The sequence below is a fragment of the Burkholderia cepacia genome, from assembly GCF_001039005.1.
Classification (GTDB): Bacteria; Pseudomonadota; Gammaproteobacteria; order Burkholderiales; family Burkholderiaceae; genus Burkholderia; species Burkholderia theae.
Map to the genome: position 1 here is coordinate 19,849 of NZ_LDWR01000043.1, position 22,114 is coordinate 41,962.

General features: G+C 67.0%; 21 protein-coding genes and 1 riboswitch. Of the genes, 5 read left to right on the forward strand and 16 right to left on the reverse strand.

What is annotated here, in order from left to right:
* Positions 1-451: 451 nt before the first annotated feature.
* From VL15_RS24590 to VL15_RS24625, 8 genes are all read right to left on the reverse strand, one after another.
* Positions 452-2,266 carry an ExeM/NucH family extracellular endonuclease gene (locus tag VL15_RS24590; protein WP_048249108.1) on the reverse strand — a complete coding sequence of 605 codons (1,815 nt, stop codon included), beginning with the start codon at positions 2,264-2,266 and terminating at the stop codon, positions 452-454.
* 212 nt (positions 2,267-2,478) lie between these two features.
* Positions 2,479-3,420 (reverse strand): copper resistance D family protein, encoded by a 942-nt coding sequence (locus VL15_RS24595; RefSeq protein ID WP_048249109.1) that lies wholly within the window; start codon positions 3,418-3,420, stop codon positions 2,479-2,481.
* Positions 3,417-3,797 (reverse strand): copper homeostasis periplasmic binding protein CopC, encoded by a 381-nt coding sequence (gene copC / locus VL15_RS24600; protein ID WP_048249164.1) that lies wholly within the window; start codon positions 3,795-3,797, stop codon positions 3,417-3,419. Before copC ends, VL15_RS24595 begins: the two co-directional genes overlap by 4 nt.
* 20 nt (positions 3,798-3,817) lie before the next feature.
* Entirely contained in the window at positions 3,818-4,165 is a 348-nt protein-coding gene (locus tag VL15_RS24605) for a copper-binding protein (RefSeq protein WP_048249110.1), read from the reverse strand.
* 77 nt (positions 4,166-4,242) lie between these two features.
* Entirely contained in the window at positions 4,243-5,538 is a 1,296-nt protein-coding gene (locus VL15_RS24610; protein ID WP_048249111.1) for a multicopper oxidase family protein, read from the reverse strand.
* 1 nt (position 5,539) lies between these two features.
* Complete coding sequence (locus tag VL15_RS24615; RefSeq protein ID WP_048249112.1) at positions 5,540-7,024, reverse strand: TolC family protein; 1,485 nt, start codon at positions 7,022-7,024, stop codon at positions 5,540-5,542.
* Positions 7,021-7,305, reverse strand: a complete 285-nt coding sequence (locus VL15_RS24620; protein ID WP_048249113.1) for a hypothetical protein — start codon at positions 7,303-7,305, stop codon at positions 7,021-7,023. Before VL15_RS24620 ends, VL15_RS24615 begins: the two co-directional genes overlap by 4 nt.
* A gap of 88 nt (positions 7,306-7,393) precedes the next feature.
* Positions 7,394-7,741 carry a hypothetical protein gene (locus tag VL15_RS24625; protein ID WP_048249114.1) on the reverse strand — a complete coding sequence of 116 codons (348 nt, stop codon included), beginning with the start codon at positions 7,739-7,741 and terminating at the stop codon, positions 7,394-7,396.
* A gap of 268 nt (positions 7,742-8,009) precedes the next feature.
* Between VL15_RS24625 and VL15_RS24630 the strand changes: the two genes are divergently transcribed.
* The 3 genes from VL15_RS24630 (at position 8,010) to VL15_RS24640 (ending at position 11,516) form a co-directional block, all read left to right on the forward strand.
* Positions 8,010-8,681 (forward strand): heavy metal response regulator transcription factor, encoded by a 672-nt coding sequence (locus VL15_RS24630; protein WP_048249115.1) that lies wholly within the window; start codon positions 8,010-8,012, stop codon positions 8,679-8,681.
* Entirely contained in the window at positions 8,678-10,129 is a 1,452-nt protein-coding gene (locus VL15_RS24635) for a heavy metal sensor histidine kinase (protein ID WP_048249116.1), read from the forward strand. The genes VL15_RS24630 and VL15_RS24635 overlap by 4 nt, the downstream gene beginning before the upstream one ends.
* A 126-nt stretch (positions 10,130-10,255) precedes the next feature.
* Positions 10,256-10,393, forward strand: a riboswitch (yybP-ykoY riboswitch).
* Between the two features lie 112 nt (positions 10,394-10,505).
* Complete coding sequence (locus VL15_RS24640) at positions 10,506-11,516, forward strand: sodium:calcium antiporter (RefSeq protein WP_048249117.1); 1,011 nt, start codon at positions 10,506-10,508, stop codon at positions 11,514-11,516.
* Between the two features lie 128 nt (positions 11,517-11,644).
* On the opposite strand, the gene VL15_RS24645 is transcribed toward VL15_RS24640, so the two are convergent.
* The 6 genes from VL15_RS24645 to gstA all read right to left on the reverse strand — a co-directional run bounded on the left by VL15_RS24645 (position 11,645) and on the right by gstA (position 19,267).
* Positions 11,645-12,007, reverse strand: a complete 363-nt coding sequence (locus tag VL15_RS24645) for a copper-binding protein (RefSeq protein WP_419188691.1) — start codon at positions 12,005-12,007, stop codon at positions 11,645-11,647.
* Between the two features lie 8 nt (positions 12,008-12,015).
* Entirely contained in the window at positions 12,016-15,219 is a 3,204-nt protein-coding gene (locus VL15_RS24650) for an efflux RND transporter permease subunit (protein WP_048249119.1), read from the reverse strand.
* Complete coding sequence (locus VL15_RS24655; protein WP_048249120.1) at positions 15,216-16,745, reverse strand: efflux RND transporter periplasmic adaptor subunit; 1,530 nt, start codon at positions 16,743-16,745, stop codon at positions 15,216-15,218. Before VL15_RS24655 ends, VL15_RS24650 begins: the two co-directional genes overlap by 4 nt.
* Before the next feature lie 11 nt (positions 16,746-16,756).
* A complete protein-coding gene (locus tag VL15_RS24660; RefSeq protein WP_048249121.1) occupies positions 16,757-18,049 on the reverse strand; it encodes a TolC family protein in 1,293 nt (430 codons plus the stop codon).
* A 92-nt stretch (positions 18,050-18,141) separates the two neighbouring features.
* Complete coding sequence (locus tag VL15_RS24665; protein WP_048249122.1) at positions 18,142-18,528, reverse strand: hypothetical protein; 387 nt, start codon at positions 18,526-18,528, stop codon at positions 18,142-18,144.
* 106 nt (positions 18,529-18,634) lie between these two features.
* On the reverse strand, positions 18,635-19,267 hold the full coding sequence (gstA, locus tag VL15_RS24670; protein ID WP_048249123.1) for a glutathione transferase GstA: 633 nt from the start codon (positions 19,265-19,267) through the stop codon (positions 18,635-18,637).
* A 136-nt stretch (positions 19,268-19,403) separates the two neighbouring features.
* On the opposite strand from gstA, the gene VL15_RS24675 reads away from it, so the two are divergent.
* Positions 19,404-19,778, forward strand: a complete 375-nt coding sequence (locus tag VL15_RS24675; protein ID WP_048249124.1) for a winged helix-turn-helix transcriptional regulator — start codon at positions 19,404-19,406, stop codon at positions 19,776-19,778.
* Positions 19,779-19,808: 30 nt separating this feature from the next.
* The gene (locus VL15_RS24680) at positions 19,809-20,177 is read left to right on the forward strand and encodes a hypothetical protein (RefSeq protein WP_048249125.1); all 369 of its coding nucleotides are present in this window, start codon (positions 19,809-19,811) and stop codon (positions 20,175-20,177) included.
* Positions 20,178-20,306: 129 nt separating this feature from the next.
* Here the strand turns inward: VL15_RS24680 and VL15_RS24685 are convergent, their stop codons facing one another.
* Positions 20,307-21,068 carry an Asp/Glu racemase gene (locus VL15_RS24685; protein ID WP_048249126.1) on the reverse strand — a complete coding sequence of 254 codons (762 nt, stop codon included), beginning with the start codon at positions 21,066-21,068 and terminating at the stop codon, positions 20,307-20,309.
* The gene (locus tag VL15_RS24690; RefSeq protein ID WP_048249127.1) at positions 21,065-22,093 is read right to left on the reverse strand and encodes a carbon-nitrogen hydrolase family protein; all 1,029 of its coding nucleotides are present in this window, start codon (positions 22,091-22,093) and stop codon (positions 21,065-21,067) included. Before VL15_RS24690 ends, VL15_RS24685 begins: the two co-directional genes overlap by 4 nt.
* Positions 22,094-22,114: the final 21 nt, after the last annotated feature.

The following is a 22,114-nucleotide window of genomic DNA, read 5'->3' on the forward strand; positions in this document are numbered from 1 at the left end:
AAAGATCATTCCGATATTAAAAATCCCGCAATGATGCGAAGGCCGGTCAGTGTCTGGTATTTGAAAGACAAAAAGATTATTCGTGCAAGGTACGTTTTATCGGCAATGATTCGCCGAATATTTTACTTCTCTCGCACAACTCACAAGCCTTGCGTGTATTGATGCGACGCTTTCACACCCTTCAGATCGACTGGATTTTTCTTTCATTTTAATTATCGACAATCGATTAAGGTGCCGCCACGTCATGCACACGCCATTCGATGATTCGATTCACTTCAGGCATTCTTCAATCCAGATGCTTATGTGCATCGCGTCATCCATAAAATACCGATTACGTTAATTCACAGCAGTTTCGGCGGAATTATTTACCCGATATTCGAATCGATTTCCCGGGCGGGCAACGGCGTGCGGACCCGCCGCACGCCGCGCATCACCCGCGGTCAACCCGCCATCAATTCCCGCCGCCCGGCAGCGCGATATCGATCAGCACCGGATCGTGATCCGACGAGCGATACGCATCCGGCGCGTAGTACGTCTTCTGCTGCTCGGCCGACTTGTACGCGAGCGTGTACTGCAGCGCGAGCGGCTCGTCCGCGTTGATGTGCCATTCGTGCACGGCCTTCACGTGCGACGCGAGCGGCAGCGTCGCGAGCGCATGATCGAGATAACCGGCTTCGCCGTTGTACACGTAGCTGTACGCGTTCGCGCCGATCCAGCGCGCGACGAGGTTGCGGTAGCCGCGTGATTCGAGCGTGCGGATCGGGTCTTCATGCGTGTAGCTGTTGAAGTCGCCGATCAGCAGCACGCCCTGGCCCGCGACACCCGTCGGCGTGCCGGCGAGCCAGTCGGCGACCTTCGCCGCCGCACGCGCGCGGGTCGGGTTCCAGCAGCCCTGGCCGTCGCCCTGGTCGAGATCGTCGTTCGCGGCGTCCGGGCAGTTCTTCGACTTCAGGTGATTCACCGCAACCGTCAGCGCCTGCTTGCCGCCGATGCGACGGAACGACTGCGCGAGCGGCTGGCGATTCTTGTCGTCGATCGCGAGCGTCGCCGCGCCGCCGACCGGTTCGACCTTGCGGCTGTCGTAGATCAGCGCGACCGCGATCGCGTCGCCGCCGAGGCGCGACGTGCCCGGATCGACCACGCGCCAGTTGTTGCCGAGCTTCGCCGCGAGCTGACGCACCGCGCTCAGTTCGCCGTAACCGTTGTTCTGGATTTCCATCAGGCCGATCACATCGGCGTCGAGCGCCTTCAGTGCGCTGACGATCTTCGCTTCCTGACGCTGGAATTCGGCGTAGGTCTTCGCGCCGCGGTTGTTCGGATCGTCGAAGCCGCCGCCGAGACCGTTGCCGTTGAAGTAGTTGAGGACGTTGAACGACGCGACGCGCAGGTTCGATTTCGGATCGCGCGCGGGCGCGTTGGAGCGCGGGTTCGCGCGTGCATCGAACGTCGGCACGGCCGCGCCGGGCAGCGGCTGCACGCGCCATGCGCCGTAACGCACTTCGAGCACGCCTTCGATGTCGCGCACGGTGTAGCCCGCGCGCAGCGTGTTCGCGGCCGACAGGCCGGGCGCCGGATACGGCACCGTCGCGGGGTTCTGCTTGTTCGAGCCGTCGTCGAGGATCACGCGGTTGCGCGCGTTCGCGTCGATCTGCGTCTGCGCCTGTGCGGGCGGCACGACGCTCGTCGGCGTGCGCAGGCGGCCGTTGCTGAGCATCACGCTGCCGTAGCGCCCAAGCTCGTAGTTGTCGGTGACGTTCAGCGTCTGCGGCAGGCGCACGAGCATCCCTTCATACGCGGCGAACGCGTTCGGGCTGTCGACCGGCAGCGTGAGCGTCACGGGCGTGACGGTCTGGCCGTTCGCGCACACCGCGATCGCACCCGACTGCGTGAGCTGCGTCTGCCCGTATTTCTCCTCGACCTTGCCCGTCACGTGCACGAGATCGCCCGCCTTCGCGCGCACTTTCGGCGCATAGACAAACAGGCCTTCGGACACGCCCGGCTGGTTGCGGCGCTGTGCGTCGGCCTGCTGGACGAAAAAGCCGCCGAAGCCGTCCGTGCCGCCGAAATCGGCGGTGACGACGGCTTCGATCGACACGTTCTGGCCGGCGAGCGGCGACAGCGCGCCCGGCCCCTGGATATCGGCGATCGGCGTCGTGCTGCCGCCGCAGTTCGGGCTGACGGGAGCGGCGGTAGCGGCGAACACCGGCGCGGCGGCGAGCGTCGGGAGCAGCAATAGCGGGGCAAACAGGCGGATTGTCGAGCGCATGACGGGAGATCCCGGTTGTGAGGGTGGCGAAAGCTTAGCGGCGCTCAATGACAGTTTTTGGTAATCAAAAGACAGGTAAATGTAACAAGTGATTTCGCGCGGCGATCGCCACCGGCCGCGCGGTTGTGCCGGAAAACGCGGGGAAATCGTCTGATGAAAATCCATCGTGCCCGTGACGATTCCCCCGCGATGCTTCGATAACGCGCCGCCTCCTAGACCGTCCCCGGCAGTGCGCTCGATGCGAGCACGGCCGCCACCATCAGCACGCCGCCCAGCACGACCGCCTCGATCCGCAACACCGCGCCGAACCCGCGCAACGGGCCGGCCGGCATCGCGGCGGCCGGATCTTTTAACTCAGCCAGCAACTTCGGCATCCCGAAGAACCGGTTGTGTCCGCCGAGTGCCGCCGCGATCAGCACAAGCGCGAGCTTCAGCAGCAGGATCTGCCCGTAGCTCGACGCAAGCAGGTTGGCCGGCGTATCGACGCCGCGCCATCCGTTGTACGCGCCGGTCGCGAACAGCACGATCAACGCAACCGTCGACGCATCGGACAGCGACTGCACGAACGATGCGCCGGTCGTGCGTTCGCTCGCCGGCATGCCGGCAAGACGCGGCATCACGCTGAACGCCGTCACGAACACGAGCCCGACCCACGCGCTGATCGCGAGCAGATGCAGCCAGTCGACCCACACCGGCACGCTGAACAGTCCCGCGTCGACCGGATGCCCGCCGTTGCTGCGCGCGAGCGCGACGCATGCGAGCGCGGCCCACATCGCGATCGGAAAGCGCGTGTCGTTCGCATGCCTGAGAAACGACAGCAGCACGATCACGACCATGAACGCGGCGCCGGCCAGCCACGCGTGGCCGAATCCGGTGCCCACGAGCATCGAGCAGACGGCCGGCCCGGCTTCGAGCAGCGACACGTCGCTCATCAGCGCGCAGTGCGCCCAGAACGCGGTGATGCTCGCGAGCAGCGACACGACGGACGCAATGCGCAGCGTCGCGACGAGGCGCCGCCCGATGCCGTGCTGCCACGCCGACGCGCCGCGCGCGAGCCAGTGGCTGCCGAGCAGCGCGCCGACGATGCCCGCGAACCCGGCATTCTGGATCGCCACCGACACGAGCCGCAGCAGGCCGACGAAACCGTCGTTCATCCCTTCACCCGGAACGTATAAGTGCCCTTGGTGCGATGCGCATCGGCCGTCATCGCCGCCCACTGCACCGTGTACGCGCCCGGCGCGAGCTTCGGCATCGCGACGGTCATCACGCGCGGGTTCGACGCGTCGACCTTCGCCTTGTCCTGCGTGACCGCGTTGCCGTTCGCGTCCGACACCTTCACCGAGCTGAACGCCGGTTCGAGGTCTTCGTTGAAGGTGAGCCGCACCGTGTCGGGCGCGGTGTCGACCGTGCTGCCCGTCGCCGGTGCGGCGCTTTCCAGCTTGCCGTGCGCCGATGCCGCGACCGGCGCGGCGGCGAGGATCGCGCCGGCCGCGGCGATGCCGGCCAGCCGCTTGAGCGTCGTGATCTTGATCTTCATGTTCGTGCCCAGCGTCACGGCTTCTTCAGTTCGACGACGGTCAGCGCGCCGCCCACGTCCTCGGCGACGAAGTCGATCTTGTCGCCGGCCTTGACCTGCGACAGCATCGCCGGGTCCTTCACCTTGAACGCCATCGTCATCGCGTCCATCCCGAGGTTGTCCAGCGGGCCGTGCTTGATCGTCAGCTTGCCCGCGGCCGTGTCGACCTTGCGGATCTCACCGTGCGACATGCGCTGCGCCGCGTCGGCGCCCTGCTTCGCGCCGCCGCTCATGTCCATGCCGGCCATGTCGCCGGCCGCGTACGACGCGGCGGAGAACGCCAGCGCGCAACCCGTTGCAATCGAAACCAGTCCCTTCTTCATCGTGTTTGCTCCAGAGTGAGTGAATCGAAATCGGCGTCCGCATCGGCGCGGCCGCCGCGTGCTGCTGCCGCTGCTGCTCAACCGTCCGGCAATTCGCCGGTGTATTCGTACGCGACGGTGCCATTCGGATGCCGGAACCAGCCCGGATCGCGATAGTCGTTGCGGCCGAGCCCCTGCCGCACCTTCAGCACCGTGAACATGCCGCCCATCTCCAGCGGCCCGAACGGGCCCGTGCCCGTCATCATCGGCAGCGTGTTGTCGGGCAGCGGCATCTCCATGCCGCCCATCGCGCCGCCCGTGCTGCCCATCGCCATGTAGTCGGGCACGAGCTTGCCGATGCGCTGCGCGAGATCCTTCTGCGGCACGCCGATCAGGTTCGGCACCTGATGGCCCATCGCATTCATCGTGTGATGCGACTTGTGGCAGTGGAACGCCCAGTCGCCCGGGCGATCGGCGGTGAACTCGATCGCGCGCATCTGGCCCACCGCGACATCGGCCGTCACTTCGGGCCAGCGCGCCGCCGGCGGAATCCATCCGCCGTCGGTGCCGGCGACTTCGAAGCTGTAGCCGTGCAGGTGGATCGGATGGTTCGTCATCGTCAGGTTGCCGAAACGAATCCGCACGCGGTCGCCCGCGCGCACCGGCAGCGGATCGATGCCCGGGAACACGCGCGAGTTGAACGTCCACATGTTGAAGTCCGTCATCTCGTTCACGCGCGGCGTGTAGCTGCCCGGATCGATGTCGTACGCGGCGAGCAGGAACACGAAATCGCGATCGACCGGCATCGTGCCGCGATCCTTCGGATGCACGATGAACATGCCCATCATCCCCATCGCCATCTGCACCATCTCGTCGGCGTGCGGGTGATACATGAACGTGCCGTGCGCCTCGAGCTGGAACTCGTAGACGAAGGTCTTGCCGGGCGGGATATGCGGCTGCGTGAGGCCGCCGACGCCGTCCATCCCGTTCGGCAGCCGCAGCCCGTGCCAGTGGATCGTCGTGTGCTCGGGCAACCGGTTGGTCACGAAGATCCGCACCTTGTCGCCTTCGACGGCCTCGATCGTCGGGCCCGGCGACTGGCCGTTGTAGCCCCACAGGTTCGCGTTCATGCCGGGCGCCATCTCGCGCACGACGGGCTCGGCCGTCAGGTGGAACTCCTTCCAGCCGTTCTTCATCCGCCACGGCAGCGTCCAGCCGTTCAGCGTCGCGACGGGTGTGTACGGACGGCCGTTCGGCGGCACGAGCGGCGGCTGCGTGCCGGTCTTCGCCATCGTGGGCGCTTCGGGCAGCGACGCGGCGCCGGCCTTGCTGACCATCGCCGCACCGAGCAGCGCGGCGCCCGAGCCGCTGAGAAATTGTCGACGGGACACCATGTCAATGACCTTCCGGATGCGTTGCGGGCGCCGGTTGCGCCACGGGTGAGGAAGCCGGCTGCGGCGCAGCGTCGGTTTCAGGTTCGGGTTCGGTGGCAGCCGTTGCCCGCGGCGCGGCGCCCGGGTTCGGCAGCCGGCCACCGACGGCCATCTGCAGATCGGTTTCGGCGAGCCAGTAGTCCTTCAGCGAATCGATGTAGCCGTTCACCGCGCCAACCTGTTCGCGCGCATCGGCCAGCAGCTCGAACACGCTCGCGAGCATCCCGTTGTAGCGCAGCAGCAGCTCGTCCGAGATCGTCTTGCGCAGCGGCACGACTTCGTCGCGATAGTGCGTGGCGACGTCGTAGCTCGTCACGTACGCCGCGTACGATTCGCGCACTTCGGAGCGCGCGTCGATGGCCGTCTTCGCGAGCCGGTTCGCCGACTGCAGGTAGATCGCCTCGGCCCGCGCGACCTTCGCGCCGCCCCAGTCGAACAGCGGAATTTCGACGCTGATCTCGAAGCCGTGCTCGTGACCCTTGCCGGTCTCGTAGTTGTTCACATAACCGAGATCGACCGCGTTGACGAAGCGCGTGGCCTTGCTGAGGCCGAGCGACGACGCGACGCCCTGCGTCTGCAGCTTCGCGGCCTGGATGTCGAGACGGTTGCTCATCGCGAAGCGTTCGAGATCGGGCAGGTCCGGGCGCGCTTTCGGCAGGTCGGGCAAGCGTTCGGGCAGCGTGTACTGCGTGCGCCCGCCCCACAGCCCCATCGCGCGCGTGAGCTTCTCGCGCGCGGCCACGGCCTGCTGGCGCGCCTTCGCGTGCTGCGCGACCGCGTCGGCATGGAACGCCTGCTCGCGGGCGTAATCGAGCCGGCTGAAGTTGCCGGCCTGACGCATGCGCTGCGCGAGTTCCGCGGCCGCGCTCGCGGCATCGCGCACCTGTTGTGCGTAGTTCGCGGCCTGCTCGGCGGCGACGGCCTCGACATACGCGCGGCGCGCGTCGGCCGCCACCTTCAGCATCGCGTCGGCCGTTTCGAGCTTGGTCTGCTCGAAGCGGCGGCGTTCGATATTCGTCGCGAACGGCATCGTCAGCAGCGCGAACACGTTCGCCGAGAACGTACGGCCGAGGGTCAGCTCGCCGTCGCCGGCGCGGGTGCGGCTGAACGAGAAGCGCGGGTTCGGCAGCCGGCCGGCCTGCACGAGGTCGGCCTCCGACAGCCCGAGCTCCGCGTACGACGCCTGCAGGCCGCGATTGTTCAGCAGCGCGACCTGCACCGCATCGTCCATCGACAACGGTTTGGCGAGCAGTTCGCGGGTCCGCTTGTCGACGGCTTCGCGGTCGGCATCGGTCCGCACGACCACCGCGTCTTTGCCGATACGTTCCGCCGCGGTGGACGACACGGCGTCGAAGCCGCCGTCCTTCGAAAACGTCGTGCAGCCCGCGAGGAATGCCAGCACGAGCGCGGCCGCGCCGATCCTCGGCGATATCGCAAGATTCGTCATTGCGCGGGCCCTCCGTGCATCGAATGGGCGCCGCCGTGACCCGTCGTGTTGCCGGGCTTCGCGTCACGCTTCGCGGGCCGCTTCATCACGTCCCGGTTCAGTTGTTTCCAGCCCGGGCCTTCGTCGTCGCGATACGGCCGGTAGCCGTCGAACGCGGACGTCACGGTGACGTCCGGCACCGTCGCGGCGGCGTCCGCCGGATCGGGAAACGGGGTTTGCGCAGGCGCGAGCGACGGCACGATGGCCGCCGCGCCAAGCAGCGCCGCAGTGATCAATCGCATGAATAGGTCTCGTCGTAGTGTCGTCCGGCGGGCCTTGCGCGGCCGCCGGCGTGGATTGCAGATCGCGGCCTGTCGGCCACGGGCACGGCTAGACGGGAATCCGGCGAGGCGGCCTGTCGATGCCGCCGGTCAGGAACGACACGACCACGGCCGACGGCGGATGCGCGACGATCGTGACGCTGATGCCCGACGCAGCAGGCACCGCAGGCGTACCCGGCATGCCCGTGCCGACGCAGCAGGACACGCAGGCGGAACACGACGGCGCGTGGCTATCGTGCTCGGGATGACCATCCAGCGCAGCCGGCATCGCGTGCGACATCTCGTTCGCATCCGGCACGACAGCACCCGCGCACGGCATCGAAACGGTCGCGAACGACTGGATCGGCAGGCTCAGCGCCAGCAGCACGACGAGGATGAATTTGCGCCAGTACGACATGGATGCGGAATCAGGCAGGCTACGACCGGATGGGCCGGCGCAGCGCCACGACGGCGCGCTCCGGAGACAGGACGGCTGCAGCTTATCGCCGCCGCCGTGACGACGACATGGTCGAAACATGACCGGATTTTCATCAAACGCGCGCTCGTCGTGTCGGCCCGCGCTTCATGAAAATTCCGTCATCCGCCGGTCATCTGTCGCGCACGCGCGGCACCGTAAGCTCAGGCGTTACACTGACCGGCTGGAATCATCGATAGCCTGCCTCACCATGCGGATACTGATAGTCGAAGACGAACCCAAGATGGCGTCGTACCTCCGGAAGGGGCTGATGGAGGCGAGCTACACGGTCGACATCGCGGAAACCGGCAAGGACGGGCTGTTCCTCGCGCTGCACGAGGATTTCGATCTCGTCGTGCTCGACGTGATGCTGCCGGAAATGGACGGCTTCGAGGTACTCAGGCGGCTGCGCGCGCAGAAGCAGACGCCCGTGCTGCTGCTCACGGCCCGCGAGGCGATCGAGGACAAGGTCACCGGCCTCGAACTGGGTGCCGACGACTACCTGCTCAAGCCGTTCGCGTACGCCGAGTTCCTGGCCCGTATCCGCTCGCTGCTGCGGCGCGCGCCGCGCAACGTCCGCGACATCCTGCACGTCGCCGATCTCGAGGTCGACCTGATCAAGCGCCGCGTGCGGCGCGCCGACAACCGCATCGACCTGACCGCACAGGAATTCGCGCTGCTGCAACTGCTCGCGGAACGCGAAGGTGAGGTGCTGACGCGCACCTTCATCACGTCGCAGATCTGGGACATGAATTTCGATAGCGACACGAACGTCGTCGATGCGGCGATCAAGCGCCTGCGCGCGAAAATCGACAACGCGTACGAGACGAAGCTGATCCACACGATCCGCGGCATGGGTTACGTGCTCGAGGATCGTTCGTGACCGCCGGCCCGGCTTCGTATTCGCTGCTGCGGCGCCTGACGCTCGCGTTCGCCGTCGTCGCCGCACTCGTGTTCGCGCTGACCGGCGCGTATCTCTATCGCTCGCTGTCCGCCGAGCTGAAGCGGCGCGACGACATCGAGATCTCCGGCAAGCTCAACCAGTTCCTGCAGCTTGCGCACGCGAGCGGCTCGACGGCCGCGCTGCGCGCCGATCCGGCCGTATTCCACGAGGTGCTGCTGTCGCATCCGGGCGTCTATCTCGGCATCTACGACGGGAAGAGCCGCGCGCTCGTCGAGCACTCCGACGAAGCCGGCAACACGCTCGCGTCGGTGATCGCGGCACCGCATCCGGCTGCCAGCACCGGTGGCGCCGGCGGCCCGTTCACGTGCTCGCCGCCCGGCATCGGCACGTCGCGCTGCGTGTATGCGCGGGAAACGCTGCCGTCGGGCGAGGCCATCCAGGTCGCGCTCGCCCGCACCGCGACCGATCGCCAGTCGCTGCTGGAAAGCTATCGCGTCGACATCTGGCTCGCGGCGGCCGTCGGTGCGCTGCTGGTCGGCGCACTCGGTTATGCGGTCGCCGCGCGCGGCCTGCGCCCGGTCGAGAGCCTCGGCCGGCAGACGTCGCGCATCGAGGCGCACAACCTGAACGCGCGCCTCGACGCGCGCGGCGGCCCGGTCGAGCTGCGCGAGCTCGCGACGTCGGTCAACCGGATGCTCGACCGTCTCGAACGCGCGTTCGTGCGGCTGTCGCAGTTCTCGTCCGATCTCGCGCACGACATGCGCACGCCGCTCGCCAACGTGATCAGCTCGTCGCAGGTCACGCTGTCGCGCGCACGCACGACCGAAGAATACGAAGCGCTGATCGACTCGAACATCGAGGAATGCGAACGGCTGCAGCGGATGATCGAGAACATGCTGTTTCTCGCGCGCACCGACAATGCAAGGCAGCACCTGAAGACCGCCGAGCTCGACGCGGGCAGCGAGCTGCGCCGGCTCGCGTCGTATTTCCAGGCACTGGCCGACGAGGCCGGCGTGCGCATCGACGTGCACGGCCACGCGCCCGTCGTTGCGGACGCAACGTTGTTCCGGCGCGCGGTCAGCAATCTCGCATCGAACGCGCTCGAACACGCGGAAGCCGCGTCGACGATCGAGCTGGCCGTTTCCGCGCAAGCCGGTTACGCGGTCGTCGAGGTCACGAATCGCGGCGCCGCGATTCCGCCCGAACAGGTCGACCGGATCTTCGAGCGTTTCTACCGGATCGATTCGTCGCGGCACGGCGCGGCACGGAACGCGGGGCTCGGGCTCGCGATCGTCAAGTCGATCATGGAGCTGCATCGCGGCAAGGTCGAGGTCGCGAGCCGCGACGGACGCACGACGTTCGCGCTCTATTTTCCGAGCGTACGGCGGGATGACGCGGCCGGCGATGCGTTCGTGACACGCACATGACACCGCCGCGCGTGCGAGATTGCTTCCCGATACGACACGAGCACCCGCCACGCACACGGCTTTCCTCATCCGCCGAAAGGATATCGCCGCGCAAGCTTGCCGAAAGCAATCGGCTCGGCTAGACTGGCGCTCGTCTTTGGGGAGTAGCCTGCTTTCCGTCCCCCGGAAAGCGAACGCGTCAACACACTCGGCTTCCAGCCGTGGCGCGTTCGGCCGAATCGGTCTGGCGAGACCATGGGCGCATCGCGTCGTTCCTGGTCGGACGTCGGCGGATGCGCCATGGTTCGTCAGCGTCCGACCACGGAGTCCCCATGTTCCCCGCAGCCTTCTCCCTACGCTCCACCGCGATCGACGCACCTGTCCGCGGAGGTGCCGCATGACGTTCATGTTCCTCGAACTGGCGTTCATGCTGGTCGTCATCCTCGTCGCCGCCGAAGTCTTCACCAATGCGCTCGAACATCTCGGCGAACGCCTGAAGATTTCCGAAGGCGTCACCGGTTCGCTGTTCGCGGCCGTCGGCACCGCGCTGCCCGAAACCATGGTGCCGCTGCTCGCGCTGGCCGGAGGCACGGCGAACCAGACGGTAAACGAGGAGATCGGCGTCGGCGCGATTCTCGGTGCGCCGCTGATGCTCGCGACGCTCACCACGTTCCTGATGACGCTCGCCGTGATCCGCTCGCGCGGGCTGCGCGGCACGATCGCGCCCGAACGCACGGGGTTCGTGCGCGACATGAACTACTTCCTCGCCGCGTTCTCGCTGGCGACCGCGGCGATGTTCGTGCCGCATCACAACTGGGCCGTCCGCGCGCTGCTTGCCGCGATGCTGGTCGGCATCTACGTGCTGTACGTCGTGATGACGTTCCGCGCGTCGAACCAGCTGGTCGATGCCGGGCACGGCACCGAGGCGCCGCATACGATGCTGCTGTCGCGCACGGGCCTGCCGACCAACCTGGCGACCATCGCGCTGCAGCTGGCTCTCGGCCTTGCGCTGCTGGTGGGCGGCGCGAAGGGCTTCATTCACGGCGTGGAAGGCGTGTCGCAGGTGCTCGGCGTATCGGCGCTGCTGCTGTCGCTGATCATCGTGCCGATCGCGACGGAATTGCCGGAGAAGGTCAACAGCGTGCTGTGGATCCGCCGCAAGAAGGACACGCTCGCGTTCGGCAACATCACCGGCGCGATGGTGTTCCAGGGCACGCTGCTGCCGGCGATCGGCATCATGCTGACGCCTTGGGAGCCGCGCCCCGAAGTACTGACCGGCGTGATCATCACGCTCGCGGCGGCGGCCTGGCTGCGCATCAATGCCCGCACGCGCGGGCTCGCGATCTGGGCGCTGCTGGCGAACGGCGCGGGGTATGCGGGGTATCTGGTCCTGACGCTGGCGCGCTGAACGCCTGAATCGGACGCCTTGCCCGACGCGCACGCGCGCGCGGATGCGGACGCGGCAACCACCGCCGCGTCCGCGCACTACGCTTCACTGCGTCGACGCGGGCGTCGGCAACGCCCGCATCCGCACGATCAGGACGCTTTCACGAGCTTGACGATCGTCAGCGTGCCGTTGACGTTCTCGACCCGAACCTTGACCTTCTCGCCCGCATGAACCTGCGCGAGCATGGCCGCGTCCTTCGCCTTGAACGCCATCGTCATCGGCGGCATCCCGACGTTCTCGAGCGCGCCGTGCTTCAGCGTGACCATGCCGGTCGCGGCATCGACCTTCTTCACTTCGGCGTCGGTGAGCGCGGCGTGCGACGCGGCCGAGCCGTCGGACGACATCTTCATGCCGGACATGTCCATGCCCGACATGTCGCCGGACGCAAACGCGGGGGCCGCAAAAGCGCCGATCGCGAGAACGGCGGCGGTGGCGGTGGCAATCGATTTCATCTTCTTCATCATGATTCTCCAGTTGGGGTGGATGGCACGTTCATGCCGGAAGGAACTGCGGAGGAATGCCGTTCATCGCTCGCGCTTCGCACTCGACGGCGCTGAAGCAGAAGCCATGCGGCGGGAATGACGAACATCGACAGCAGCGGTGCCGTGACCATGCCGCCGACCATCGGCGCGGCGATGCGCTGCATCACTTCGGAACCGGCGCCGTGCCCGACCATGATCGGCACGAGGCCGGCGAGCACGACGGCAACCGTCATCGCCTTGGGCCGCACGCGCAGCACCGCGCCCTCGCGGATCGCGTCGAGCAGCAGCGCGTCGGTCAATTGCTCGCCGGCGTCGAGCCGGCGCTTCAGCGCGCCCTTCAGATACAGCAGCATCACGACGCCGAATTCGGCGGCCACGCCGGCCAGCGCGATGAACCCGACCGACGTCGCGACGGACACCGCATGGCCGAGCCCCCACACGAGCCAGAAACCGCCGACCAGCGCGAACGGCACCGTCGACATCAGCAGCAGCGCATCGGCCGCCGAGTCGAACGTGAGGAACAGCAGCACGAAAATCACGACGAGCGTCACCGGCACGACGGTGCGCAGCGTTGCCGCCGCGCGTTCGAGATACTCGAACTGCCCCGACCACGCGATCGAATAACCGGGCGGCAACGCGACCTGCTGTGCGACGGCCTGCTGCATTGCGCGGACCGCCGTGCGCAGATCGGTGCCGCGGATATCGACGTACACGTAGCCGGACAGCCGCGCGTTCTCGCTGCGGATCATCGGCGGGCCATCGGCGATCGCGATGCGCGCGACGTCGCCGAGGCGGATCTGCGCGCCGCGCGCGGTGACGACCGGCAATTGCCGCAGGTTCTCGAGCGAATCGCGGATCTCGCGCGGGTAGCGGATGTTGATCGGGAAGCGCTCGCGCCCCGCGATCACTTCGCCGACATCCTCGCCGCCGACCGCCGACGACACGACCGACTGGATATCGGCGACCGACAGCCCGTAGCGCGCGGCCGCGAGCCGGTCGATGTCGACGTCGATGTACCGGCCGCCGTTCAGCCGTTCCGCGAGCGCGGACGTGACGCCCGGCACGTGCTTCACCGCCGCCTCGACCTGCGTCGCGATCGCGTCGATCCCCGTGAGATCCGGCCCGGAGATCTTCACGCCGACCGGCGTCTTGATGCCGGTGGACAGCATGTCGAGCCGGTTGCGGATCGGCGGCACCCATACGTTCGACAGGCCCGGCACCTTCACCGTGCGATCGAGTTCGTCGACGAGCTTCTCCGGTGTCATGCCGGGCCGCCACGCGCTGCGCGGCTTGAACCGGATCGTCGTCTCGAACATCTCGAGCGGCGCGGGGTCGGTCGCCGAATCCGCGCGTCCCGATTTGCCGAACACGGTATCGACCTCAGGCACGGTCTTGATCAGCCGGTCGGTCTGCTGCAGCAGCTCGCTCGCCTTGTCGGCCGAGATGCCCGGCAGCGCGGTCGGCATGTACAGCAGGTCGCCTTCGTCGAGCGGCGGCATGAATTCGCCGCCAAGCCGCGACAGCGGCACGGCCGTCAGCACGAGCGCGACGACCGCGATGCCGATCGCGAACCACGGGCGCCGCAGCGTCGCTTCGAGCAGCGGCCGGTACAGGCGGATCAGCACGCGGTTGATCGGATTCGCGTGCTCGTGCGGAATGCGGCCGCGCACGAGATAGCCCATCAGCACCGGCACCAGCGTCACCGACAGCCCTGCGGCGGCGGCGATCGTGTAGGTCTTCGTGAACGCGAGCGGCGCAAACAGCTTGCCCTCCTGCCCTTCCAGCGAAAACACCGGAATGAACGACAGCGTGATGATCAGCAGCGAGAAGAACAGCGCCGGCCCGACTTCCGCTGCCGACGTCGCGACGATGTCCCAGCGCCGCGCGGCCGTCAGCGGCTCGCCGGGATGCGCGTGGTCGTACGCTTCCAGATGCTTGTGCGCGTTCTCGATCATCACGATCGCCGCATCGATCATCGCGCCGATCGCGATCGCGATCCCGCCGAGCGACATCAGGTTCGCGTTCACGCCCTGGTAGCGCATCACGATGAACGCGGCCAGCACGCCGAGCGGCAGCGACAGGATCGCGACGAACGCGCTGCGCAGATGGAACAGGAACACCGCGCAGACGATGCCGACGATCACGAATTCCTCGATCAGCTTGTCCGTCAGGTTGTCCACCGCACGCTCGATCAGTTGCGAGCGATCGTAAGTCGTGACGATCTCGACGCCGGGCGGCAGCGAACGCCTCAGGTCGGCCAGCTTCGCCTTCACCGCGTCGATCGTCGTGAGCGCGTTCTTGCCCGAACGCATCACGACAACGCCGCCCGTCACCTCGCCCTGCCCGTTCAGTTCCGCGATCCCGCGCCGCATGGCCGGGCCGACCTGGATGCGCGCGACGTCGCCGAGCAGCACCGGCGTGCCCGCGTCGTCGGTGCGCAGCACGACATGCCGGAAGTCGTCGAGCGTGCGCAGGTAGCCGGTCGAACGCACCATGTACTCCGACTCGGCCAGCTCGACGACCGAGCCGCCGGACGCCTGGTTGGCCTTGCCGAGCGCATCCGCGACCGCCGCTTGCGTGATGCCGTACGCGCGCAGCTTGTCCGGATCGAGCACGACCTGGTACTGGCGCACCATGCCGCCGATGCTCGCGACTTCCGACACGTCCGGCACCGCCTTCAGCTCGAACTTCAGGAACCAGTCGTTGAGCGCGCGCAGTTGCCCGAGGTCGTGGTGGCCGCTGCGGTCGACGAGCGCGTACTCGTACACCCAGCCGACGCCGGTCGCATCCGGCCCGAGCGACACGGTCGCGCCCGCCGGCAGCCGGCTCTGCACCTGGCTCAGGTATTCGAGCACGCGCGAACGCGCCCAGTACGGATCGGTGTGATCGTCGAACAGCACGTAGACGAACGCGTCGCCGAACGACGAATACGCGCGGACGGTTTTCGCGCCCGGCACGCCGAGCAGCGTCGTCGTCAGCGGATAGGTCACCTGATCCTCGACGACCTGCGGCGCCTTGCCCGGATACGACGCCTTCACGATCACCTGCGTGTCCGACAGGTCGGGCAACGCATCGAGCGGCGTCTGCCGCAGCGAATGAACGCCCCATGCGGCGACCAGCACCGTGGCGAGCAACACCAGGAAGCGGTGGTGGATGGACCAGCGAATGATGCGCGCGATCATCGTTCACCTCCCTGCGGATCGACCTTCGTCAGCCGGTAGCCGTCGCCGTTCTGCGTGAACGCGAAGCGCACCGTCTGGCCCGGCTTCACGTCCGGGAACGCGTGCGCCGACGGCTTGCCGAACGCCATCGTCATCGCGCCCCAGCCGAGCGCCGGAACGGGCTGATGCGAGAACGTGATGTCGTCGGCCGTGACCTTCTCGACCTTGCCGGTGGTTTCGTAGATCGGCGTCACCGCGGCCACGGACGATGCGGCCGCGCTTGCCCCGGCCGCGCGTTCCAGCCGCGGCAGCACGCTTTTCAGGCTCGCCTCGGAATCGATCAGGAACTGCCCCGATGCGACGACCGTGTCGCCTTCGTTCAACCCGTCGAGCACTTCCGTGTCGCCGCCGACGTCGTTGCCCACCGTCACCGATACCGGCTGGAGCCGGCCGTCGCCGTTCTTCACGATGACGATCGAGCGCTTGCCGGTCGCGATCACCGCTTCGGACGGCACGAGCAGGCGCGACACGGTCTGCCGCGCGGCGACCCGCACGCGCATCAGCATGCCGGGCGTGAGCTTCAGCGCGGCATTGTCGATCTCCACGCGCGCCTGCAGCGTGCGGCTGCTCGTGCTGATGCCGGGCAGCACTTCGCGGATGCGCCCGCTGAAGTGCTGTGCCGGATCGCCCGCGAACGTCGCGTCGACCGACATCCCCGGCTGCACGTTCAGCGCGAGCGCTTCCGGCACCTCGACGATGAGCCACAGCGTCGACAGCCCGGCGATCTTCGCGAGCGTCTGCCCGGGCGCGACCATCGCGCCGTCGCGCACGTTCAGCTCGCTGACGACGCCGGTTTCCGGCGCGCTCAGCACGACGTGCGTCTGCGCGCGGCCGGTGCGATCGAGGGTCGCGATCATGCCGTCGGGAATCGACAGCGCGCGCATCCGCGCACGCGACGCATCGAGCAGGCTGCCGTCCATCCCGCCGCGCTTGAGCGCGAGATATTCCTCCTGCGGCGCGAGCCAGTCCGGCACGAACAGCGACGCGATCGGTGCGCCCTTCGCGATGCGCTGCATCGGCGCGCGTGCATACAGACGGTCGATGTAGCCGGTGACGCGCGACTGCACGACGTCCGCGCGCGATTCGTCGAACTGCGTGGTGCCCACCGCATCGAAACCGGCCGCCGTCTGCTGGCGGCGCACGGTCGCGTAGCGAATGCCGAGGTTCTGCTGCAGGCCCGGATCGATCCGGATGCCGGACGAACCGCCGCCTTCGTCCGCATAGACGGGCTGCAGCTGCATGTCCATGAACGGCGATTTGCCCGGTTTGTCGAAATGCTGGTTCGGCACCATCGGGTCGTGCCAGTACAGCACCTTGCGCCCCGTGTTCGGGTCGGTCCTGCCGGCCGATGCAGCGGCGGCGGGTGTCGATGCCGCCATCGCCGCGTTACCTGCCGCATGGCGCGTACCCGCGACATACCCCGCGCCGAGCAGCGCCGTGCCGGCGAATGTCATCAGCACCGCGCGCGTCAGTGATTGCTTCGTCATGTGGTTCTCCTTCACTGCGCGGCGGCCAGCGTTGCCGGCACGACCTGATATTCGAGTTGCGCCCAGGTCTGCGACACGTCGCGCCTGAGATCGAGCACCTGCAACTGCGCTTCCAGTTGCGCGCGCCGCGCGGCGAACGTGTCGGCGAGCGACCCCGTGCCGGCCCGGTACGCGGCGTTGGCGAGCTGCACGCGCTGATCGGCGGCGGGCAGCAGCGATGCGCCCAGGTTCGCGATGCGTTCGCGGCCGCTCGCCAGCGTCTCGGACTGCGTACGGATATCGGCCTGCACCTGGCGCAGCGTGTCCTCGTACATCAGGCGCGCCTTCGTCGCGAGCGCGGCCTTCTCGGCGACGTCGCGGTTCTGGCGGTTCTTGCGGTTGAGCGGCAACGGGATCGAGACGCCGACGGACACCATGTTCGAATACGCGCCGCCGCGCTGCTGGTACGCGATCTCCCATGTCCAGTTCGGGCTGCGCTCGCTGTTCGCGACCGCGGTGTCGGCTTCGGCAACCGCGATGTCATCTGCAGCCGCGACGAGCGCCGGTTGCGACAGACGCAATTCGTCCGGCGGCAGCGACGACACGAAGGATTCGGGCGCGGGCGGCGCGCCTGTCACGTCCGCCACCGGCGCGGCCGTCCAGCGGGCGAGCGCGATGAGTGCAGTGCGAACCGTCTGCTGCGCCTTGAGCACCTGATCCTGCGTTTGCGCGAGCATCGCGCGGGCTTGCACGACATCGCCCGCGCTCGCCTTCGCGCCGCGATACGACGCCTGCGTCGCGTCCAGCTCATGGTTCATGTGAGCGAGCAGCGCCTGCTGAAGCGCGAGCGCCTGCTTCGCATAGACGGCATCGAGCCACGCCGTCGCGGTCTGCCGGCGCACGGCGGCAAGCTGCTGGAGATAGCCCGCGCGCTCGCGGCCGACCTGCTCGTCGGCCAGCGCCGAGCGCAGCCGCCGTTTATCGCCGGATACCCATTCCTGCTCGATGCCGATGCGGCGCATCGTCATGAAGTCCTGGCCGACGGTGAAGCGCTGCCCACCGTTGACCGGCAGGTTGTCGATGCCGGCCTTGAGCATCGGGTCCGGCAGCTGGCCGGCCTTGACGGCCGCTTCGGAACTCGCGTGGACTGAAGCCTGCGCGGCCTGCATCGAAGCGGAATGATCGGTGGCGGACTGCAGCGCGGCGTCCAGCGTGAATGGCGCCTGTTGCGCGTGCACGGCGCCCGCCACCAGCAGCGCGGCCCACAGCACGGGCGCGCGCCGACACGCACGCCGCGTGCGCGGCGTGCCGAAATCGAATGACATGGTTTAACCCCAACGTCGGAACCCAAAGGGATTCCACGTCCTGAGCACAGGACGAACCTCACCGCGTGGGCGGTGAACCGGTCGGATCGGGATCAGCTAATGCGTGGAGGGCGCCACAACCCGCTCGGGTCGCGGACCGGGACGGACTGCGTGTAGTGGAAGACGATCGTGCTGGCGAATGCAGCGGGACGGCTGACGTCGGCGCGGGCGGCCGGGTGATAGAGACTGCCGAACTGGCATTGGGCCGTCACCTTGCAGGCCATGCCCTTGGCTTTGGCCTTCGCTTGCGTATGGCCGGCGGACGGCGACTTCATCGAATCGCAATCGCTCATGTCGGCGGACATCGTCATGCCCATGTCCGCGTCCATCGACATCGTGTGCTGCATCGGACATTCACCGGTCAGCCCGCTGGCTGCCAGCCCACTGATGGGCAGCACCGCGCAAAGCAGCAGCAGGATGAAGGTCCGAAGCAATTTCATGCGGGCGATTATAGCGCGGCATTTTGCGGCGTGGCGGCGCGTCGATATGACGAAACGGTCGCGGTGCTGCGGGATGACGCACCGTATCCGCGACCGTCGCCGCCCGCTACCGCAGCAGGCCGTCCGCCTCCAGCACGTGCTGCACGGCCGGCCGCGCCCGGACCCGTTCGTACCACGCGTGCAGATGCGCATACCGGCTCAGGTCGATATCCGCGTTGTACACCGAGCGCATCCAGTCGGCCTTGCCCCAGCCGGTCAGCGCGAACAGGTACGCATCGGCGACGGTGAACGTGTCGCCCGTGACGAACGTCTTGCCGTCGAGCTGACGGTCGATCCATGCAAAGCGGCTGTCGAGCTTCTGCCGCGCCGGCTCCACATATTTCCCCGCCTGCACCGCATACAGCAGCGGGATGAAGCCCTTGTGGATCTCGGTGCCGAGGAAGTTGAGCCACTCCATCAGCCGGTACCGGGCGAGCGTGCCGTACGCGGGCGCGAGCGCGGCTTCCGGGCGCAGATCCGCGAGATACTGCGCGATCACCGGCCCTTCGCGCAGCAGCGTGCCGTCGTCGAGTTCGAGCAGCGGCACGTAGCCGAGTTCGGTCACGTCGTAGTAATTGCGCCCGTCTTCAATGACGTGTTTGCGCGCGTCGACCTTGATGATCTCCGCGTCGATGCCACCTTCGCGCAGCAGGATGCGGATGGCCTGGGAACAGCTGCCGGGAGCGTGATAAAGCTTCATGCGTTTCCTTGGTGGGTTGACCATGTATCGATTCGCCGCGACGCGGGCGCTAATATCTCGCATCGACGCAGGGCTGAGAAGACGGCAGTCGTTTGTGCCGTAGTCACAAAAAATTTACCGACCAGGGTTCAGCAGCATGAAAACGAGTGCGACAGGATGTTCCGTTGAAGAAGCGATGCGCCTGCTCGGCGGCCGCTGGCGGCTGCTGCTGGTGTCGTATCTGCTCGACGGGCCGCGACGCTTCAGCGACCTGCGCCGCGACATGCCGGGCATCTCGCAGCGCATGCTGACGCTCGACCTGCGTGCGCTGGAAGACGCCGGGCTCGTGCGGCGGACCGTCTATCCGGAAGTGCCGGTGCGGGTCGAGTACGATCTGACCGCGGACGGCGACCGGCTGCGGCCGGTGGTCGACGTGATGCGCGAATTCGGGCTGTGGCTGAAGGCGCGCGATGCGCAGGCCGATGCCGTGCCCGAGACCACGCGCGAAACGACGACGCACGCGCCCCGCTAACCCACCAACCCATTCGCAGGAACTACGCTCATGGAACTTCACGCTACCGTCGGCGCGGCCACGTCCGACCTCGACGACGATGAAAGCTTCGCCAACATCTACTGTCACGACGCGGAGCAGGACTATTGCTTCGCGCTGTCGCGCTTTCCGGACGACGCGCTGATCGAAGTGATGGTGCGCGACCAGATCACCTGGCGCGTCAAGGATCTGTCGGTGCGCCTGACGGACGACACGATCGACGTCGAGATCGAACCGGGCATCGCCGCGCGGCTCGACGGTCAGACGCGTTACGTGATCCATCTCGCGCCGGGCCAGTACGATCCGGTCGCGCTGCGCGCCGCGCTGAAGGAGATCTTCGTCGGCAAGGACGGTTATCGTGACGACAGCGCGGGCGGCTAGCCGCACTGCTGCTCGTTGCTTGCGCATCGATGATCTCCGCCAAGCACGCGACCACGCCACAGCTCACGTCTCCGGTTTCCAGCGATTGAAGGTGCTGTATCGCAATCCGCTCGGGTCGTCCGAACCGGGTCAGTAACGACCGGAAAATAGTGCCCCGAATCCAGGGACCTTCGTGCTCAAGCCCAGTTTCTTGAGCATCGCGTAGGTCGTCGCTACGGATGACGAAATCACCGGCAGACCGGTGCGATCCTCGATAGGCTGCACGGACGGCAAGGACGGCATCTGCACACACGCCGACGCAACGATCGCATCGACGCCTGCAGTCTTCAACTTGCGGGTGATTTCGACGGGTGCACGCGGGTCCTGACGGCCGACCTCCAGGTTGTCGGCGATCTCCAATGAAATACTGTCGATCACCTCGATGCCCTCGTTCCCGAGGTAGTCGATGACGAGTCCGGTCAGCGGCTTCATGTAGGGCGTCAGGATCGACACCTTCCTGGCACCAAGCGCTTTCAGACCATCGACGAGTGCGCCGGCGCTGGTGACGACAGGAGCAGGTCCGCCGTTTTCCACGGTCCGTCGGTGCAATCGCGCCTCGGACGCACGGTGATATCCATGCCCCATACTCATGATGGCCACGAGACACGCATAGCCGAGCACGTCCACGCGCGCGTCGGACAGTTCCAGTGCACAGCGGTCGCTGTCTGCGTCCATGACAGCCAGTTCTTCCCGGGTAACGTGCTTCATCCGCATGCGGCTCGCGTGGAACGTAAAACGCTCCGTGTGGCCGACCTCCCGCGCGCGCAGGATGGCTGGAATTTCGGTTTCCATCGTGGTGTTGGAAGACGGTACGATTTGACCGATGCGGTAGTCGCGGCGAGTCTCGCTCATGATTGAATGCCCTGGTTGCGTTCGATGACCACCGGTTCCCCATCGAGTTCATCGGCCGCGCGCGAATCATCGAAGCGCGCGGCTGTGAGGGGCCGTCGATTGACGCTCAGCTCAAACACGTCGAAGCGATTGTAGTGACCGGCGATGTCATGCATCTGGCGAGGCTGAATGCAGCGCCCCAGATCGATATCGGCATACGCGATGCCTTCGTCGTCGATCAGCGGTGTGCCGATTGTGCGTCCGTCGGGCCCCACAAATCCGGAGAAGGCGCTGTTGCGGCGCGAAAGCATGTCGCGCGCATCGGGAAAGTCGACCTCGAGCGCCGCGACGATCTCCGCCGAGATTGTCGAGCACGAGACGACCGTGAACAGCTTGCCTTCGAAGCTGTGAGCAGCCGAGCGCATCCTGATCGCTTCCGCCATGTCGTAGTCCGGCGGCGCCACCGGCAGTGAAATGTAGTTCGCGACGTGTATGAGTTCGCCCTGAGCCAGCAGCGCGAAGCGCGCCAGCGTGTTGGTGTTCTCGCCGCATGCCAGCACACCCAGCGGGCCGACGCTGGTGTCATGGACGCGGAGCGCGGAAGCGTCTCCCGGTGCCCAGGTCAGCTTCTCGGCCCACGTGGGCACCAGCTTGCGGTGACGGCCCAGCAGGCGACCCTCGTCGGACAGCGTGACGACCGTGTTGTAGATCGTGCCGACGCCACGGCAGTTTCGCTCGTTGACACCGACCACCACGTTGATGCGATGACGCGCGGCGGCCTGCGCGATCTTGGCGATCTCGGGGCCCGGTATCTCGATCGCCGAGCGCACGAGCCGCTCGAACCAGGCACTGCCCTGCACCGGGTTGCCGATCCAGTTCCAGTACGGATAGCCGGAAACGAATACCTCCGGGAACGCGATCAGGCGCGCCCCGTTGTCGGCCGCCTCGCCGATCAGACGGACGACCTTGTCGACGGTCGCGTCGGTATCGAGAAAAATCGGCGACGTCTGTACGGTCGCCGCCCTGAATGCGTGAAGTTCAAGCATGTCGATCGCTCCTGTCGTCTG